Consider the following 16,191-nt stretch of genomic DNA (forward strand, 5'->3'; position numbering starts at 1 on the left):
GGGCCTCTGGGACATGGGGACATTCATTCAACGCTGCGGAACACACGAAGGTGATCTGGAACCTCAGGCACCGACGGGAACGCTGCGGCTCACCTACTCGGAACGGTGGACCCTCCAAGAGCGAGAACGCAGCGCGTCCCATCGGCAACGTCCCTGCCGAGTAGACCTAGAACCGGTCCGGGTGCAGCACCTGGGCGATGGACTCCACGGCGGAGACGTTGCCCAGTGCGCCCGGGAAGACGTCTGACGCCGGGATGGCCAGGAGGCGGTCCTCGGCGACGGCCGTCACGTCGGGGAACGTGCGCCCCAGGTAGTCGCGCACGCGCTGCTCCTGGGCGTCGTCGGCCACGGTGAACACGATGGCGTCCGGGTTGCGTGCTGCGACCTCCTCGGGCGAGATCGCGGCGGAGAAGAACTGCTCGAAGAGATCCTCGTCCGGGGTGAAGACGTTGTCCCCGCCCGCCCGCCGGATGATGTCGTACTCGACCCCGGCGCCGATCGCGAAGACCGACGTGCCCTCGATGTAGAGCTGGGCCACCGTGGGCTGGTCCGCTCCGTCGATGGCCTCGTCGACGGCTGCGAGTCGGCCTCGGACCTCGCCGGCCAGCGTCTCGGCCTCGGCGTCGGCACCGAAGATCAGTCCCAGGTTCTCGATGTCGGTCAGGAGGTCCTCGACGACGGCGGTGTTGCGCCGCTCGGGGCAGCCACCGGTGGCGACGTACGACGTGACGCCCGCCTGCTCGAGCTGCTCGAGGGTGGCGAAGCCCTGCTCCCCGGTGAACTCGTACGTCGTGGGGGCGACGACGGCGTCCGGGGCGGCCTCCAGCAGCTCCTCCCGCGCCGGCGGCGTGTCCGTGCTCAGCTCGGAGACGTCGGCGACCTGCTCGGCGACCTCCTCGGGCAGGGCGTAGGTGCCCGTCTGGGCCTGCCCGACCATCCGGTCGGCCAGGCCCAGACCGACCAGCAGCTCGGTCTGGGAGGGCATCAGGCCCACGATGCTCTCCGGGGCGCGGTCGACCGTCAGCTCCCGGTCGCAGTTGGTGATCGTCACCGGGTATCCCTCGTCGGTGGGACCGTCGTCGGCCGCGGTCGTGGTGACGTCCGCGCCGCATCCGGCGATGCCGAGGACGACCGTGCTCAGCCCGGTGGCGAGCCACCGGGACTGACGGTGGGACCGGACGTGGTGGGTTCTGGAGATGCTCATGCTGGCCTTTCCTGGGGTTCTGCTGCTCCGCTGAGCAGCAGGTGGTGGCGACCGGTCGCGGGATGGACGGTCGGTGCTGCCTCGACGCCGAAGACGGCGCGGACGAGTGCTGGGGTCAGGACCTGCTCGGGCGGGCCGAGGTCGGTGAGACCGCCACCGTCGAGGACGGCGACGCGGTCGCAGTAGCCCATGGCCAGGTCGAGGTCGTGGAGGGCCACGAGGGTGGCGGCCCCGGCCTCGGCCACCAGGCGCATGAGCTCGAAGCGGTAGGCCAGGTCGAGGTGGTTGGTGGGCTCGTCGAGCACCAGCACCTGCGCCTCCTGCGTCAGGGCACGGGCCAGCAGGACCCGTTGCCGCTCTCCGCCAGAGAGAGTCGGCATCGTGCGCTGCGCCAGGTGCAGGACGCCGGTCCGCGCCATGGCCGCCTGCGCGAGGTCCCGGTCCTCGCTCGTGTCCTGACCGAAGCCTCGGTGGTGCGGTGTACGGCCGAGCAGCACGCTCTCCGCGACCGTGAGGCCGAGGTCGTCGGCCGGTTCCTGGGACATGACGGCCACCCGCCGGGCGATCTCGCGACGGTGCAGCGTGGTGACGTCCGCCCCGTCCAGCAGCACCCGGCCGGCCGCCGGGCGGGCGGCCCGGAAGCACGTGCGCAGCAGGGACGACTTGCCGCACCCGTTGCGACCGAGCAGGCCGACCACCTCACCGGGCTCCACCGTCAGGCGGACGTCCGAGACGACGGTGCGGGAGCCGTGGACGATGCCGACACCGTCGAGCTCGAGCCTCATCGACCGATGCCCTGCGCGTCGGCGGCCTGGCCGCGCATCAGCCACAGGAAGAAGGGCGCGCCGATCATCGCGGTGACGATGCCCAGGGGAACCTCGGCCGGAGCGGAGACCGTCCGCGCCAGCAGGTCCGCCGTGCTGAGGAACAGCGCACCGCCGACGAGCGCCAGCGGGACCAGGCGCCGGTGGTCGGCGCCGACCAGCAGCCGCGCCACGTGGGGCACGACGAGGCCGACGAACCCGATGCCGCCGGCCACGGAGACCACGGCGGCGGTGAGCAGGGCGGCAGTGAGCAGAAGCAGGGCACGCAGGCCGTTGACCGGCACCCCGAGCGCCGTGGCTGCCTCGTCCCCCGCGCTGAGCGCGTTGATTCCACGCACCGTGCACGCCACGACGACGGCCGCGACGACCAGCGCGCAGGACGGACCGACGAGGCTCTGCATGGTCGCGGCGGAGACCGAGCCCAGGAGGAAGAACAGCACGCTGAACACGTTCTGCGCGTCCGTGGTCAGGGTCAGGTAGCTCGTGACGGCGCTGAAGAAGGTGCCCAGGGCGACACCGGCCAGGATCAGCCGTTGCGGCGCGATCCGACCATTCTTCTGCGCGGCCAGGAAGACGGCCACGATGGCCACCGTGGCCCCGGTGAAGGCCGCCGCACTGACCGAGACGGCGCCGAGGGCTCCGATCGCCACGACGCTGACGGCACCCACGCTGGCGCCCGCCGAGACCCCGAGGATCGCCGGCTCGGCCAAGGGGTTGCGCACCACGGCCTGCAGCAGCACCCCGGCGAGGCTGAGCGCGGCGCCGGCGAGGGCGGCGAGCAGCGTCCGCGGCAGCCGGAACTGCCAGACCACCTGGTCCTGCAGCGGGGTGTAGGAGCCGTCGCTCATCCACGGGAGCCCGGGGACGAGGTGACCGAGTACGAGCCGGCCGGCGTCGATCGGGGTGAGGTTGACCGTCCCGGTGCTGGCCGAGATCAGCACGACCACCACCAGCGCGAGTGTCGAGCACAGGGTCAGCACCCTGGCCCGGAGGACCCGTCGGTCCCGCAGGGGGGAGTGGGCGGCCGGCGCGGACGACGTCCGGGACGGCGCGAGCTCGGTGGTCATGTGGCTCCTGTCGCGGCGAGGGCGAAGTCGAGGACGGACGTGGCGAAGTCGTGCACCCGGCTGCGGGCGTTGGCGCCGTGGCCCATGGCGGGTCGGTGGTGGCGCTGCACCTCGGCTCCGCGCGATCTCAACGCCGTCTCGAACCGGTCGGTGGCACTCGAGGACACCCGGCTGTCCTCCGCGAAGGTGGTGAGCAGGAATCGCGGAAGCGGCGACGGTCGAGGCCACCGGTCCAGTCGTCGCAGCGGGGAGTAGTCGTCCATGGCCTCCCGCACTGCGTCGTCGCCGGGGTCGCCGAACTCCTCGGTCCAGGCACGGGCCAGCGGGTGCTCGGCCAGTCGGTGCGGGTCCAGCGGCGCCGCCGTGCACGCGGCACCTGCCAGCAGGCCGGGAGCCGCGAGCGCGGCCGACGCGGCGACGAGGCCGCCGTGCGAGGCCCCGGCCACGACCAGCTGCTGCGGGCTCGTCATGCCTCGGTCGACGAGGGCCCGGGCCACCGCCACGGTGTCGGCCACCGCGCGGCCCTTGCGCGGCCCTCGGGCCTGCTCGTGCCATGGCGAGCGGTGTCCTCCACCCCCTCGGACCCGCGCGGTCACGTGCAGTCCCCCGACGTCGCACCACGCCGCCACCGACGGCTCGAAGCGCGGCACGTCCACCAGGCCGAACCCCCCGTACACCTCGAGCAGCGTCGGCACGGGACCCGAGCGGCTGCCCGTGACGACCAGCTCGAGAGGGGTCCCGTCCTCGGCTGTCACGGTGACCAGGCGCGAGCGCAGGCCGGTCGGCCGGGGTCCGGTCGGCAGGTCCTCGAGCCTGGTGAGGCAGGGGGCGCCGCCGGGCGACTCGTGGCGCACCCACATCGCGCCGTCGGCCCAGGCGAGGCCGGTGGCCGTCGCGACGTCGTCGTCGGCGGACAGCGCGTGGTCGCGGAGCGGCCGGAGTCCACGGTCGTGCTCGACCACCCGGGAGTGCCCAGCCCGCACGAGGTGGACCGCGGCGCCTCCGGGGGCCGCCGCGGCGTGGACGGGAACGCCGTGCGTCCGGGCGTCCAGGGTCGCGCTGGCCTTCACCCGCGGTTCCCCGTCCGAGGCATCGAGCAGCAGCAGGTGGTCAGCGGAGACCACGAGTGCGGTGTCGCCGACGCTGCTGAGACTGCGCACCGCAGGCAGCCGCAGGAGCTGCCGACCATCCACGCCGAGCAGCCACGAGGGGTCCCTCTGGTCCGGCCCGGGTTCCGCCAGGAAGCACCGGCCACCGAGGGAGACCAGTCGGGGCCGTCCGGCCGCGGCCGCCCTCACGAGTCGGGCCCGGGGGGTCGGGGAGCGGGAGTCCACGACGTGCCAGCCCCCGGCCCGGTCGAGCAGGTGCAGCTGCGAACCGGTCCAGGCCTGGTCGCCGTGGCGCAGTGCCGGGGTGGCGACCGGGGTGAGTCGGCCCGCCCGGTCGAGCAGGACCAGGTGCCCCGTCTCGCTCCCGTCCTCGGCGAGCTCGAGGGCGAGCACCTGGCCGTCGGGCCCGGCGCTCACGCGCTGCACCCGCGCGTCAGGGACGAGCAGGAGTCGGTGATCCTCGTCGAGGACCACGGGCCACTCGTCGCCGGCACGTCGCACCAGCCGAAAGCCGGGCAGGGGCAGCTCCGGTCGCGGTACGGCGTCGGCTCGCTGCAACGCTGCGGACGCCCGGGTCATCGACCGATCCCGTCCACGAGCTCCGGGGGGCTCCCGGGCAGGAGGGTGAGGTGACCGCCCTCGTCCACCGGGGTCTCGAGGCTCACGGTGGTGGTGATCTCTCCGTCCTCGACGATGGACAGCTCCCCGTCACCTCCGCGGGTCACCGCGGTGCGCCGCCCGTCGAGCAGGGCGAGAGCACGGCGCTGGGCCGAGCGCCCGTCGACGGCGTCCCACGGCGTGGCCCCGGGGCGGGGAGCGGCGGACATCGCGGGCAGCTCGGTGCTGAGGGTCTGACCGTCCGGACGCCGGTGGTGCAGCCGGTCGCCGTCAGGGTGCACGACGGTCCAGGCAACGTGGCCGTCCAGCACGTCGGGACGGAACACCAGCCCGTCGTCGGTGGCCTCCACGTCCACCGACTCCTCGTCCAGCCTCCAGGTGGCGACGTGGTTGCGCCAGTGCTGCCAGCGAGTCGGGCCAGCCGGACCCCCTCGGAGTGCGGCGACCAGCTCGCGGCGCACGGGATCGAGCCGCAGGAAGTAGGCCCGGCCCTCGACCGGCCACGGCCAGGTTACCAGCCGCTCGAGGGAGCCGCCTCCGGTGATCCGGACCCGCTCGAGCCCTGCCTCCGTGGCGCAGTACAGGACTCCACCTTTCCGGTCGAGCGCGTCACCGTGGCCGAGATCGCCCTCGAGCGCGAGGGAGACGCCCCGCACCACGGGGCAGTGCGGCCCGGCGGCCCGGATCGCAGCGAGCCCGATGGTCTCCACCGCGCCGGGCTGACGGTGACGCAGCACGACGACCGGCTCGTGCTCCTCCTCGCCGTCGACGACGGCGACTCCGGGCTCGCCGACACGAACCCGGCACCGCAACGACTCCCCGGTCTCGAGGTCGGCGATCGTCACCAGGTCGCTCCAGGGCTCCCACGAGGCACCCGCTCCCGTCGTGCAGACGACATGGCGCCCGGAGCCGTCGCACGCGAGGTGCTCGGCGGGGATGGCGAGCGGGATCTCTTCGACGGAGCTCGCGCCGCGCACCACCACCAGTGCGCCACGGGCGTCGTCGGCGAAGACGGCGCGAGCCGGAGCACCGAGAGGAAGACGGAGCACGCCGGCGTGCTCCGCCAGAGTCGCCGGGCGGGCGGGCGGCAACGGCTCGAGGAGGCAGTCGGTCGAGACCGATCGCCACCAACCGGCGCGGTGGTCGGAGACCAGGAGGGAGGAAGTCATCGACCACACCCTATATGGGAATGACTCTCGTTCGTGTGTAGGGTGGCTCGTGCCCACACCCGTGGGCCCGGCTCCGGCCGGAAACATCACACAGGAAGGAGTCTCACGATGGACAACGTCATCGCGAGCGAGATCCAGGACACCGAGCAGCTGGCGCACCTTTCGGCCAGCCACTCCAACGCTCTGGTCGAGAACCCCTTCGAGTGATCCGCACCAGGTGCCACGTGGCAGCTGACGCGTGACACCGGGTGCACCAGGCGGAGTGCGCCGGGCGTCCTCATCGCCCGGCGCACTCCGCCGCCCCATCATCCGACAGCCCTTCCGCCCGCGTCAGGAGTTTCCATGAAGCACCCGTGGCGACCGCTGCCCGACGGCCTGGGTCACGTACGACTGGAGGGCCTGCGGCCCGCCCTGCGCACGGACACCGGCGAGTTCCTCCGCCTGCACCGTGTGCCCGACGGCGGACGCCTGGCGCGCCGCGCCTACCTGCGCCAGGTCACCGACTTCGCCCGCGACCGCCGCGGGAGGATCCAGGCCGGTCTCTGGCCGGCCGGGCGTCGACGCGTGGACGTGCTCGACACCGACCAGCTCTCCCGCGCCATCGCCGACCAGCTCGCACGACTCGGCGCCGACGTGCGACGCTCCCCCCGGTCCGCGGCCGACGCGACGGCGGACCTGGTCGTCGCCGTGGCCGCTCACGCTCCCGAGCCGGCGGTCGCCGACCGGCTGGCCGACCTGCCTTCTCAGGGCACCGCCGTGCTCCACGGCCACGCCGACGGCGGCGGCTTCCTGGTGATGCCCCTCGCGACGGACCGCGACGCGGTGACGCCGGACCAGGTGCGCCGGCGGCGACTGGCCGCGTCCCCGGCCGCCGACGAGCTGGCGTGCTGGCTCACGCAGGGCCCACCGGTCCAGCCGAGCGGCACCGTGCGGGCCCTGGTCACGGCCCGCGTGGTGGAGGTGGTCCGGACGTGGGCCAGCGAGGCTCCGCAGCTCGACGACCTGCGCCGCACGCTGCACGTGGTCCACCCCGACCTCCACCAGACGCAGCACGTGGTCCTCGGCTTCGACGAGCCGGCGCCCACGACGGCGCCGCCACGATGACCACCCCGGCGCCCTTCCCGGTCCCGACCGCGGGTGCGGTCCTGCACGGCGAGCTCCACCGGCACCGCGGGGTGCGCAGGGGTGCCGTGCTCCTGCGCACCCCGTACGACGCCGTCGCGCACCGATCCGTCGCCGGCTCACTGGCGCAACGTGGCTGGGACTGCCTGGTCCAGGACGTCCGAGGGCGGCACGGCTCCACCGGGAGCTGGACCCCCTACGCCCACGAGGCCGCCGATGGCGCCGCCACCGTCGCCGCCGCGACGGCTGCCGGGCTGGCCGGACCCTGGGTGCTCTTCGGGGCCTCCTACGCCGCCCACACCGCCCTCGAGACGGCCCGTGTCCTCGACTCGGACGACGTGGCTGCGGTCGTGGCCCTCGTGCCTGCCCTCGGCCTGCACGAGACGGCGCACGACGACCGCGGCCGCCCCCAGCACCGGGACCGGCTCGGGTGGTGGTCGATCCACGGCCTGGCCCGCACCGACCACCCACCGCTGCCCGCGCAGGTGCTGCGCACCGCGACCCACGTCGCCGCCACCGACGGCCCGCTCGCCGCCGTTCGCTGGCTCGGCTGGGACGAGGACGAGCTCCAGCGCTGGCGTCGGCTCTGGTCCGCACGGCCGCTGGACCTGCGCCACCGCTACGGCGCCCTGGGCGTTCCCCTGCTCGTCGTGACCGGCGACGACGACCCCTTCGACGGTCACGCCCGGCGGCTCGCCGCGGCGTGGGGCCGCTGCCGCGGGCCTCGCGCCACGCTCCTCTCCGGGCCCTGGGGCCACGACCTCACCCCCCGGGTGGAGGTGAGCGGCGCCGGAACCGGCGGCCCCGGGAGCCGGATCCTCGACTGGATGGCCGGCCTGGGTCCTGGGCCGGGCGTCGAGCGACGGCTCGACCCGGACCGGCGGGAGTGGGCGGACCACCGCATCGACACGGGAGGAGCAGCATGAGCACGTCACTGGATCACGAGAGCCTGGTCGATCCCGTCACCGGGGTCATCCGCAAGGTCCGCGAGGTGTTGCGGCCCGAGCGTGCACCGCACCGCTACACCTCCTTGACCGCCGAGGTCGCCGACGCCCGCCACCTCGGCGACTGGCCCGCCGACCGGGTCTCGCTGGGGACCACCTGGGGTGACCCGGAGGGTGCCCGGATCGCGGCCATCGCCGAGGGGGTGGAGCGCTACTGCGGCAACTTCGTCCCGGCGGACCTCGACCCGGCCGAACACCGGGTCGGCACCGCCGCGGAGCTGCGGGAGGCGGGTCTCCCGGTGATCGACATCGACGCGCTCCCTCGCTGGAGCCCGGCGCAGCTCGCCCGTCCGGACTTCCCCTACACCGCTCTGGACGACCACGTCCCCACCCTGTGGAGCAGCTGCCGCGAGCGCACCGGGGAGCAGGAGTCGCGGGAGCTGTGGATGCCCCACTCCCTGGTCGGGCTGAACTGGCGACAGTGCCGGTTCCGTCACCTCCCCCGGGTGCATCACCTCAACTACGCCGGCATCGCCACGGGCCAGGGATCCGAGGACGCCCACGACCGCGGACTGCTGGAGGTCGTCGAGCGCGACGCGCTCGAGGTCTGGTGGCACCACGGAGGACCCACCCACGGAATCGACCTCGACTCCGTGCCGGGCCTGGTCGAGGACCTCGCGGGGGCACCGCTGGACGTCTGGGTGGTCCAGATGCCGAGCGAGCTCGGCCCGGCGATGGCCGCACTGGTCCGCGACCGCGACACCGGGGTCCACGCCGCCGGCTTCTCAGCTGCTGCCGACCCGGTCCGCGCAGTGCGCAAGGCCGTGCTCGAGGCCGTGCACACCTGGATCTTCACCCTCGGCTGTGTGGACGCCGACGGATGGGTCTTCCAGGCCGTCCGGGCCGGACTCATGGCGCCGGGTCTGCACCTCGACCATCGTGACGACCTGCGCTACCTCGACAGTGCCGGTGCCTCCTTCGAGCACGTCCGCGACCTGGGGGCGCACGTCCAGGTCTGGCTGGACCCGCGCGTGCACCGGCTGGCCGACCGGTTCACCGAGCCGGCCCTGGGCATCATCGCCGTGGACGAGGTGACTCACACGTCCGCAGCCGAGGTCCGCCACGAGCTTCGCGCCGCCGGACACCGGGTCGTCACGCACGACCTCACCACCCGGGACGTGGCCCAGACCTCGCTGCGGGTGGTCCGCACCCTCGTCACCGGGCTCGTGCCCAACGCCCCTGCAGCCTTTCGATACCTCGGGATGCCGCGCTTCGACGAGGCAGCCGAGGCGCGCGGCTGGAGCCCGGCGGATCCTGCGGACGAGCCGCTCACCCTCTGCCCACCACCCCACATGTGAGCGCGATGAGCTCCCTGCTCCACCGTGCCTTCACCCCGGACGCGCCGGGGCCGCCGATGCCGCCCGGGCCGCGCGCCAACGACTGGCGCCGGGCCGGGGCGATCCCGACCTCGGAGCCCTCGGACGAGGCGACGCTGCTCGACGAGCTCTGGTGCGCCCGTGGGTTCCACCGTGACGCGACCGGGCAGCGGACCTCGGTGCCACGGCGGATGGTGCCGTCGGCCGGGGGCACGTACGCCGTGCAGTGGCACGTGCTCGTCCCCCCGGGCACCGGCTCGGCGCTGCCCCCGGGTCGGTGGACACGAGAGGAGTCCGGCACCCTGCTGCGACGGCCCGGCCCCCCGCCGGCCGGCGCGTGCGTCAGCCTGGTGTTGACCGTGCAGCCGGGACGGTCGTTCGGCCGGTACCGGCACCGCGCCTGGCCGCTGTGGGTGGCCGACTCGGCCTACGCCCTCGAGGGCGTGCGCGCTCTGGTGCCCGCCGCGCGCCTTCCTCCCTCCTGGTCACTGATGGTCGACGTCCGCGAGGTGCTGGCGGTGCCGCCGGCCGCCGAGGCGCACTGGTGGCTCGACCGTGGGCTGGTCCCGGAGCTGTGCCTGGCCCGGATCGAGCTCCCGGACCGGTGGCGGGTCGACGATCCGACAGTGCGGGCGCTCCGGACACGGCGCAGCCCGTCGCTCGAGGCCTTCGCGCGCGCGGCCGCCCGCCGGCCCGCCCACCAGCCGCCACCGGCCGCGACGCGTGACGTGGCCGAGCAGAGCGGCCAGGCCTGGGTGCTCGGCGCGACCGGGGTCGAGTCCTGGCCCCGGCCCCGGGTGCCGACCGGTGCCGCCGCGTACGACGAGTCGTGGCGGGCCCACCGCCGCGCGGCGGAGCTGTCCTACCAGTTGGCCGCCACCGGGGTGCCCAGCCGGCCGGTCTCCGGCTTCACCCGGCCCCCGGGCCCCCGGGGCAGGCCCCTGCTGCACGGGCTCGCCCTGCTCGACCCGAAGGACGTCCCATGATGCTCGCCCCTCTCCTCGCCCGGACCGCGGCCCGCGAACCGGCGCCCCTGACCGGCACCGTGGGCCTCCAGCTGTTGATCTGCACGACCTACCTGCCGCAGACCGGGGCACTGGCGATCGGGTTGGCAGCGATGGTGGAGGGCGACCACGGCCGGGTGCTGATCGCCCTGATGGCCGTGCTCGGAGTGGTCGGGCTCCGCTGCTGGCTGACCTGGCTGCAGGCGCGTTGCGCCCGCAGGCTGGGCACGGCCGTGCGGCTGCGGCTGCGCGACGAGGCGCTCGCCGGGGCGCTGGTGCCGGCCGCCCTGCACGACCCCGCGCGCCGCGACGGCGCCCTGCGCGCCACGCTGGTGGACGGTGTGGACGGGACGGACGCCTACGTGACCCGCTACCTCCCCGCCGCCACCCAGGTGGTGGTGATGGTTCCCTTGGTCGCCTCGCTGCTCGCGCTCGTGCACCCGCTCGCCGGTCTGGTGGCCGGCACCGCGGCGGTGGCCGCGGTGGTGGTGCCGATGGGGTGGCGACGAGCCCTGACCCGGCGTTCCTCCGTGCACTGGGACAGCTACGAGGCCGTCAGCGGTGACCTGCTGGAGTCGCTTCGAGGGATGACGACGCTGCGACTGCTCGGCCGGGTGCCGGGGGCCCGGCGCCGACTGGCCGAGCGCTCCGACGCCCTGCACCGCTCGACCGTGCGGGTCATGCGGGTCTCGCTCGTGGACACCGCGCTGATCGACCTGGCCGTCCAGGCGGGAGCGCTCGCCGCGGTCGCCCTGGCGGTGGCCGACGCCTCCGCCGGGACCGGACCGGCGCTCGCGGCGTACCTCGTGCTCCTGCTCTCCAGCGAGGTGTTCCGCCCGATCCGTGACCTCTCCAGGGCATGGCACGCCGGGTACCTCGGGACCTCTGCGGTGGGGGCCCTGTCGGCGCTCGGGGTCGGGGGCTCCGGGCCCGGCGAGCCCGGCGTAGGACGGACCGCGCCGGCCGGACCCTCTCCTCGCGCAGACGCCACCGGCCAGGACGCGCCGCTGGTGGTCGACGGAGTCAGGTTCGGCTACCCCGGCGCTGCGCGTCCTGTCCTCGAGGGCGCTTCCACGGTCTTCCCGCCCGGCGCGGTGACCGCCGTGGTCGGGGGCAGCGGCGTGGGCAAGAGCACCCTGCTGGACCTGATCCTGGGACACCTGAGTCCCGACGAGGGCCGGGTGCACCGGGGAGACGTCGCCCTGCACCCAGATGACGTCGCCGTGGTCACCCAGCGCCCGCTGCTCTTCGAGGGCACGGTCCGGGAGAACCTGCGCGTGGGACGTCCGACGGCCACCGACGCGGAGCTGCTCGAGGCCTGCACCGCCGCCGGAGTGGTCTCCGAGGTGATGTCGATGCCCGGCGGCCTCGACGCCCGCGTCGCCGCGGCCGGCGACACCGTCTCCGGCGGACAGCGCCAACGCCTCGCGGTGGCTCGGGCGATCGTGGCCGACCGGCCCGTCCTCCTCGCCGACGAGCCCACCAGCGCGCTGGACCCGGTTGCGGCCAGGACGGTCACCCGGGCCTTGGCCGACCTGGCGCGAGACCGCGTCGTGATCGTCGTGGCCCACCGCGAGGAGTCGCTGGAGGGCGTGGGTCGGGTCGTCGAGCTGCGGGAGGGCCGGCTGCTCGACGGGTCGGTGGCGGCCCGATGACCGGGGAGCTGAGCGCGCTGGTCACCCATCTGGGCCGGGAACGGCGGGCCATCGCCGGCACGATCGTCCTGGTGACGGTCAGCCTCGTGACGCTCGGGGCGCTGGCCGTTCTCCCGGCCTACGCGCTCGGCCGGGCCGTGGTGCTGGGCCAAGCACCACCCGGCTGGTTCTGGGCCGCGCTGACGGGCCTGGTGCTGCTCCGAGCGGTGCTCACCTGGGGCGAGATGGACGCTTCCCACGGGCTGGCCTACCGCGTGCTGGCCCGCCTGCGGATGGCGCTCTTCGACCGGTACGCCGTCGCGCTGCCCAGCCGTGAGCGGGAGAACGTCGGCCATGCCGCCTCCACGGCGATGGCCGACACCGAGCGGCTGGAGTTCTTCTACGCCCACACCGTCGCCCAGCTGGTCGCCGCCGCCGTCAACCTGCTCCTCGGGCTGTGCGTCCTCGCCCTCGTCAGCCTGCCCATGGCCGCGGTCGCCGTCGCTGCCGCGGGCGCCCTGGCCGTCACCGTCCGGCTGCACGCCACCCGGACCCAGGCGCTGGGGCACGAGGTCGCCGACCGGACCAGTGCGCTGTCGGCGCGAGTCGTCGACGCTCTCGGTGGCCTGCGCGAGGTGCTCGGCTACCGCCTGCAGGAGCGTGTGCGAGCCGAGATCCGGGTCGTCGGCGCCCGAGCGGCCGAGGCGAGCGGCCGCCTGGAGACCACCGCCCGGATGCTGGCGGCACTGCGCGAGGCGGTGGTGACCGTCGCCGCCGGGGCCGTCCTCGCCCTCGCGCTCGTCGGCGACATCCGCGCGGCACTCGTCCCCGCCGTGGTCGTCCTGGCGCTGGTGACGATCGCCCCCGCCGCGGAGGCGGCCGAGACCCTCGCGCAGCTCCACCGCCTGCGCTCCAGTGCCGGCCGGGTCGGAGCAGAGCTGGCGCGCCCGCCGGCGACCCGCCCGGTGGAGTCGCCAGACCTCCTGCGACTCCCCGAGGGGCCGCTCGGGCTGGCGCTGCAGGACGTGTCGTTCACCTATGCGACGACTCGCGTCCTGGAGGGCTTCCACCTCACCGTCCAGCCGGGGGAGCACGTCGGCATCGCCGGTCCCTCCGGAGCCGGGAAGTCGACGATCGTCGCGCTCGCTGGCCGGCTCTGGGACCCGGACGCCGGCCTGGTGGGTCTGCTGGGAGCCGACCAGGCTCTCGTGCCGCTGGGCTCGGTGTCAGACGATGAGCTGCGGCGGGCGATCGCGGTGGTGGAGCAGGACGGACGGCTCTTCTCCGGGACCGTGGCCGACAACCTTCTCGGTTCGGGAGCCTCCACCCGGGCCGATCTCGTCGCCGGGCTGGAGCAGCTCGGCGTGGCCGAGGCCGTCGGAGCCGACGACGAGCTCGGGGAGGCGGGGGTGCGGCTCTCCGGTGGGCAGGCAGCGCGGCTCAGGCTGCTGCGCGCCGTCCTCGCCCGGCCCCGCGTCCTGGTGGTCGACGAACCGACCGCCGACCTGGACGCCGAGACTGCGGACCGCGTGCATGCGCTGCTCGCCGCGCTCCCCTGCACCGTGGTGGTCGTCTCCCACCGCGAGCAGACGCTCGCCGGGGCCGACCGGGTCGTCCGGCTGGGACCGGGGACCGCTCGCACGACGCCCCCGTGAGACTCCGGGTGGGCCGTTCGACGCGACTGACCGGTCCGGTGAGGGTCGACCAGACCATTGCCGCAGTCGGGACGCCCAGTCCGTCCGCGAAGGCGTCGACCATCGATGTCGGCGAGGCCGTCAGGCGTCTACACCAAGACCTCTTCGCCGCCTACGCCAGCCACACCCGACGGCTCGACGCCGACGCATGAAGGACGCGCCAGAGACACACCGCCGGCAAGGAGCATCCGGCGATCATCTAGAGCTGGTTTGTCATGTGCCCCCCGTCCGCGACTTGGAAGAAATGAGCGTCAAGTCAACCCAGACGCGCACGCTCGCGCTACGACAGCTTGAGTAGCTCAGCTGGAAAGCCCAGCATCTGCCGGGGTGGTCCGCCCAACGACTCCCCATGACTGTCAGTAACCCGACCGCGCACTGACCGCCTAGTTCTGGGTCGAGCGGTCGCTCGACGTCACCGCGCTCGCGCGCTGGTGACGAGGTAGTCAAGGGCGAGGTTCACCGGCCCCGACCTGCCGTTGACCTCGATCAGGTGGTCCACCACGTCCGCCTTCATCGCCGGAGCGTTGTCCCCGGCGAAACGGGCCGCAGCCACGTGTCCCGGCGAGCACAGGAAGCAGAAGTCGACGGCGGCCTGTGCGGACGGGAACTGCCACGGCAGGGTGTGTGTCGAGGTCGTGACGTCGAGGAAGTGCTCGCCGAGCCAGTCCTGCAGGGTTGCCTCGTCACCCCAGCGGAAGGGTCCTGCCGTCCGGTCGCCCGCCGGGAGGTGCTCGGTCATCACCGCCGTCATCCCGGCCATGTAGCCGTCCTGCGGCCAGGTCGACAGGACGAGCCGTCCGTCAGGTGCCAGCACCCGACCAACCTCGGCCAGCGCATGAGCAGGGTCGGAGGCGAAGATCAGCCCGAAGGAGGATCCGACGAGGTCCTGCGAACCGTCGGGAACCGGCAGGTCGTCGAGAACGCCCTCCAGCCAAGTGACGTCGAGTCCGAACTCGCGCGTGCGCGCCCGTCCCGCAGCCACCAGGCCGGGCGCGACGTCGACCGCCGTCGACCGCCAGCCGGCTGACGCCAAACCTGCCGCCAGGGACCCGGTGCCCGCTGCCACGTCGAGCGCTCGACCTCCGCGAGCGGGGCCGGCGTGGTCGACGAGGGCGCTGGCGGCCGGGGCGAGCCTCTCGGCGAGCTGTACGTAGTCGCCGGAGTCCCAGGTCTCGGCCGCCCGGCGTCGGGCCTCGGGATCGTGAGTGGTCATCGTGGGCTCCTCGGCAGGTCATGCGTCCGAAGGTTCAAGGATCCTCCTCGTTCGCGGGCGGGATGTGGTGGTGCCGCCACCGCCGGGTGCGCCGACATCGTCACGCCACCCAGCAGCAGCAGGGTTGCCATGGCGATCCAGGCCGGCGTCAGGTCGGCGCCGGCGTTCGGCAGCGCCGCCTTGGTGGGCATCACCGCCGTACCGCCGCAGCGTCATCGGCACCGTCGCCGTCGGCAGCAGCAGCGGCGTCAGCCACCACCTCAAGCTCCTCCCATCCGACGAGATCGCCGTTCTCGTCGAACGCCGCGTGCTCACCGGGCTCGGTGTCGGCCGAGATGCCCGGTGCGGAGCTTCGTCATCACGCTACCTCTTCAGCTCGACGCCCCCGACCGACTCGCTGACCTTGCTCGAGCCAGTGACGTACTGGCCCTTCTCGATGAGGCCCTCGTTGGAATCCGACCAGGCCTTCGTCTCGGGCATCACTGTGTATTCCGCCAGCTCGGCCGCGACCTCCGGATCCCGACTCGGCTCCTCCCACACGCGGTTGGAGAAGGCCTGGTAGTCGGCGTACTTCTGCACGGCGGCGTCGAAGGCCGTCTGCTGCTCGTCGTCGAGCTCGGGGGCCTCGGGCGGCGGCGAGACCTCGGGACCAGGTGAGGCGGTCTCGGTGGTGGTAGGGATCGGATCCGGGCCGTCCGTTCCCCCGTTGCATCCAGCCAAGGCCAGGACGGCGAGGACGGCGACAGATGCCGCGCGGATACACCAGTTCATACGGATCCTCCTGATGGGGGTGCCAAAGTCGATCCCATCGAGACCTTCGCCAAGAAGTCCGCCCCTGAACGCGTGCACAAAGAGGGCTCGGCAAGCGGGCCAGATCGCGCCGTCTTCCTCGGAACAGCCCGTGGCTGGAGTGAGTGGGCGCAGCGGCCAATGATGACGGTCGATACGACGATCTGCACCATGGAATCCCCCCAATAGCCAGACTGAATCACGAGCGCGATACCTTGGCAGTGATGTACGTCACACCTACTCAGGCCCTGATGCCGCTCCAGGTGCTCAGTTGCGTTCACCCGATCGCTGGCGAACTGGCGCTATGCCGGGTCCTCAGTTGCTCCGAAACGCGTTGAGCGCGCGCATGCCGCCCGGCGGCCTGAGAGGCAAATCGACGATCGGAGGGCGGGATGATGAACACTCGATGCTCTTGCGAGGCCCG

The 16,191-nt window shown here is 73.6% G+C and carries 14 protein-coding genes; 7 read left to right on the top strand and 7 right to left on the bottom strand.

The genetic code is table 11. The annotated features are described in order from the left end of the window. Positions 1-166 precede the first annotated feature (166 nt). The 5 genes from ABD213_RS11730 to ABD213_RS11750 are packed head-to-tail and all read right to left on the bottom strand — an operon-like array spanning position 167 to position 5,991. Positions 167-1,204 (bottom strand): ABC transporter substrate-binding protein, encoded by a 1,038-nt coding sequence (locus tag ABD213_RS11730; RefSeq protein WP_344328666.1) that lies wholly within the window; start codon positions 1,202-1,204, stop codon positions 167-169. Further along, positions 1,201-1,989, bottom strand: a complete 789-nt coding sequence (locus tag ABD213_RS11735; RefSeq protein WP_344328668.1) for an ABC transporter ATP-binding protein — start codon at positions 1,987-1,989, stop codon at positions 1,201-1,203. Before ABD213_RS11735 ends, ABD213_RS11730 begins: the two co-directional genes overlap by 4 nt. Next, complete coding sequence (locus ABD213_RS11740; RefSeq protein WP_344328671.1) at positions 1,986-3,095, bottom strand: FecCD family ABC transporter permease; 1,110 nt, start codon at positions 3,093-3,095, stop codon at positions 1,986-1,988. The genes ABD213_RS11735 and ABD213_RS11740 overlap by 4 nt, the downstream gene beginning before the upstream one ends. Further along, on the bottom strand, positions 3,092-4,783 hold the full coding sequence (locus tag ABD213_RS11745) for a prolyl oligopeptidase family serine peptidase (protein WP_344328673.1): 1,692 nt from the start codon (positions 4,781-4,783) through the stop codon (positions 3,092-3,094). Before ABD213_RS11745 ends, ABD213_RS11740 begins: the two co-directional genes overlap by 4 nt. After that, the gene (locus tag ABD213_RS11750; protein WP_344328675.1) at positions 4,780-5,991 is read right to left on the bottom strand and encodes a hypothetical protein; all 1,212 of its coding nucleotides are present in this window, start codon (positions 5,989-5,991) and stop codon (positions 4,780-4,782) included. The genes ABD213_RS11745 and ABD213_RS11750 overlap by 4 nt, the downstream gene beginning before the upstream one ends. Positions 5,992-6,099: 108 nt before the next feature. Here ABD213_RS11750 and amiA point away from each other — a divergent pair, with 108 nt between their 5' ends. From amiA to ABD213_RS11785, 7 genes are all read left to right on the top strand, one after another. Further along, the gene (amiA, locus tag ABD213_RS11755) at positions 6,100-6,198 is read left to right on the top strand and encodes a streptamidine family RiPP (protein WP_344328677.1); all 99 of its coding nucleotides are present in this window, start codon (positions 6,100-6,102) and stop codon (positions 6,196-6,198) included. 135 nt (positions 6,199-6,333) lie between these two features. Beyond that, on the top strand, positions 6,334-7,095 hold the full coding sequence (locus ABD213_RS11760; RefSeq protein ID WP_344328680.1) for a hypothetical protein: 762 nt from the start codon (positions 6,334-6,336) through the stop codon (positions 7,093-7,095). Next, positions 7,092-8,039: a CocE/NonD family hydrolase gene (locus ABD213_RS11765; protein ID WP_344328684.1), complete on the top strand. Its 948-nt coding sequence runs from the start codon at positions 7,092-7,094 to the stop codon at positions 8,037-8,039. Before ABD213_RS11760 ends, ABD213_RS11765 begins: the two co-directional genes overlap by 4 nt. Beyond that, the gene (locus ABD213_RS11770) at positions 8,036-9,415 is read left to right on the top strand and encodes a YcaO-like family protein (protein ID WP_344328686.1); all 1,380 of its coding nucleotides are present in this window, start codon (positions 8,036-8,038) and stop codon (positions 9,413-9,415) included. The genes ABD213_RS11765 and ABD213_RS11770 overlap by 4 nt, the downstream gene beginning before the upstream one ends. Positions 9,416-9,420: 5 nt before the next feature. Next, positions 9,421-10,419 carry a nitroreductase family protein gene (locus tag ABD213_RS11775; RefSeq protein ID WP_344328689.1) on the top strand — a complete coding sequence of 333 codons (999 nt, stop codon included), beginning with the start codon at positions 9,421-9,423 and terminating at the stop codon, positions 10,417-10,419. After that, positions 10,416-12,092 (top strand): ABC transporter ATP-binding protein/permease, encoded by a 1,677-nt coding sequence (locus ABD213_RS11780; protein WP_344328691.1) that lies wholly within the window; start codon positions 10,416-10,418, stop codon positions 12,090-12,092. Before ABD213_RS11775 ends, ABD213_RS11780 begins: the two co-directional genes overlap by 4 nt. Continuing rightward, entirely contained in the window at positions 12,089-13,726 is a 1,638-nt protein-coding gene (locus ABD213_RS11785) for an ATP-binding cassette domain-containing protein (RefSeq protein WP_344328694.1), read from the top strand. Before ABD213_RS11780 ends, ABD213_RS11785 begins: the two co-directional genes overlap by 4 nt. A 451-nt stretch (positions 13,727-14,177) precedes the next feature. On the opposite strand, the gene ABD213_RS11790 is transcribed toward ABD213_RS11785, so the two are convergent. Both ABD213_RS11790 and ABD213_RS11795 read right to left on the bottom strand, forming a co-directional pair. After that, on the bottom strand, positions 14,178-14,978 hold the full coding sequence (locus tag ABD213_RS11790) for a class I SAM-dependent methyltransferase (protein WP_344328698.1): 801 nt from the start codon (positions 14,976-14,978) through the stop codon (positions 14,178-14,180). A 363-nt stretch (positions 14,979-15,341) separates the two neighbouring features. Next, a complete protein-coding gene (locus ABD213_RS11795; RefSeq protein WP_344328702.1) occupies positions 15,342-15,749 on the bottom strand; it encodes a hypothetical protein in 408 nt (135 codons plus the stop codon). Between the last annotated feature and the right edge of the window lie 442 nt (positions 15,750-16,191).

The sequence above is a fragment of the Aeromicrobium halocynthiae genome (assembly GCF_039531385.1).
Taxonomy (GTDB): Bacteria; Actinomycetota; Actinomycetes; order Propionibacteriales; family Nocardioidaceae; genus Aeromicrobium; species Aeromicrobium halocynthiae.

Excerpts from the sequence above, each read along its gene's own strand:
- ABD213_RS11735 (WP_344328668.1), bottom strand. The coding sequence starts at position 1,989 with ATGAGGCTCGAGCTCGACGGTGTCGGCATCGTCCACGGCTCCCGCACC.
- ABD213_RS11740 (WP_344328671.1), bottom strand. The coding sequence starts at position 3,095 with ATGACCACCGAGCTCGCGCCGTCCCGGACGTCGTCCGCGCCGGCCGCC.
- ABD213_RS11765 (WP_344328684.1), top strand. The coding sequence starts at position 7,092 with ATGACCACCCCGGCGCCCTTCCCGGTCCCGACCGCGGGTGCGGTCCTG.
- ABD213_RS11780 (WP_344328691.1), top strand. The coding sequence starts at position 10,416 with ATGATGCTCGCCCCTCTCCTCGCCCGGACCGCGGCCCGCGAACCGGCG.
- ABD213_RS11770 (WP_344328686.1), top strand. The coding sequence starts at position 8,036 with ATGAGCACGTCACTGGATCACGAGAGCCTGGTCGATCCCGTCACCGGG.
- ABD213_RS11790 (WP_344328698.1), bottom strand. The coding sequence starts at position 14,978 with ATGACCACTCACGATCCCGAGGCCCGACGCCGGGCGGCCGAGACCTGG.
- ABD213_RS11785 (WP_344328694.1), top strand. The coding sequence starts at position 12,089 with ATGACCGGGGAGCTGAGCGCGCTGGTCACCCATCTGGGCCGGGAACGG.
- ABD213_RS11775 (WP_344328689.1), top strand. The coding sequence starts at position 9,421 with ATGAGCTCCCTGCTCCACCGTGCCTTCACCCCGGACGCGCCGGGGCCG.
- ABD213_RS11760 (WP_344328680.1), top strand. The coding sequence starts at position 6,334 with ATGAAGCACCCGTGGCGACCGCTGCCCGACGGCCTGGGTCACGTACGA.
- ABD213_RS11730 (WP_344328666.1), bottom strand. The coding sequence starts at position 1,204 with ATGAGCATCTCCAGAACCCACCACGTCCGGTCCCACCGTCAGTCCCGG.
- amiA (WP_344328677.1), top strand. The coding sequence starts at position 6,100 with ATGGACAACGTCATCGCGAGCGAGATCCAGGACACCGAGCAGCTGGCG.
- ABD213_RS11795 (WP_344328702.1), bottom strand. The coding sequence starts at position 15,749 with ATGAACTGGTGTATCCGCGCGGCATCTGTCGCCGTCCTCGCCGTCCTG.
- ABD213_RS11750 (WP_344328675.1), bottom strand. The coding sequence starts at position 5,991 with ATGACTTCCTCCCTCCTGGTCTCCGACCACCGCGCCGGTTGGTGGCGA.
- ABD213_RS11745 (WP_344328673.1), bottom strand. The coding sequence starts at position 4,783 with ATGACCCGGGCGTCCGCAGCGTTGCAGCGAGCCGACGCCGTACCGCGA.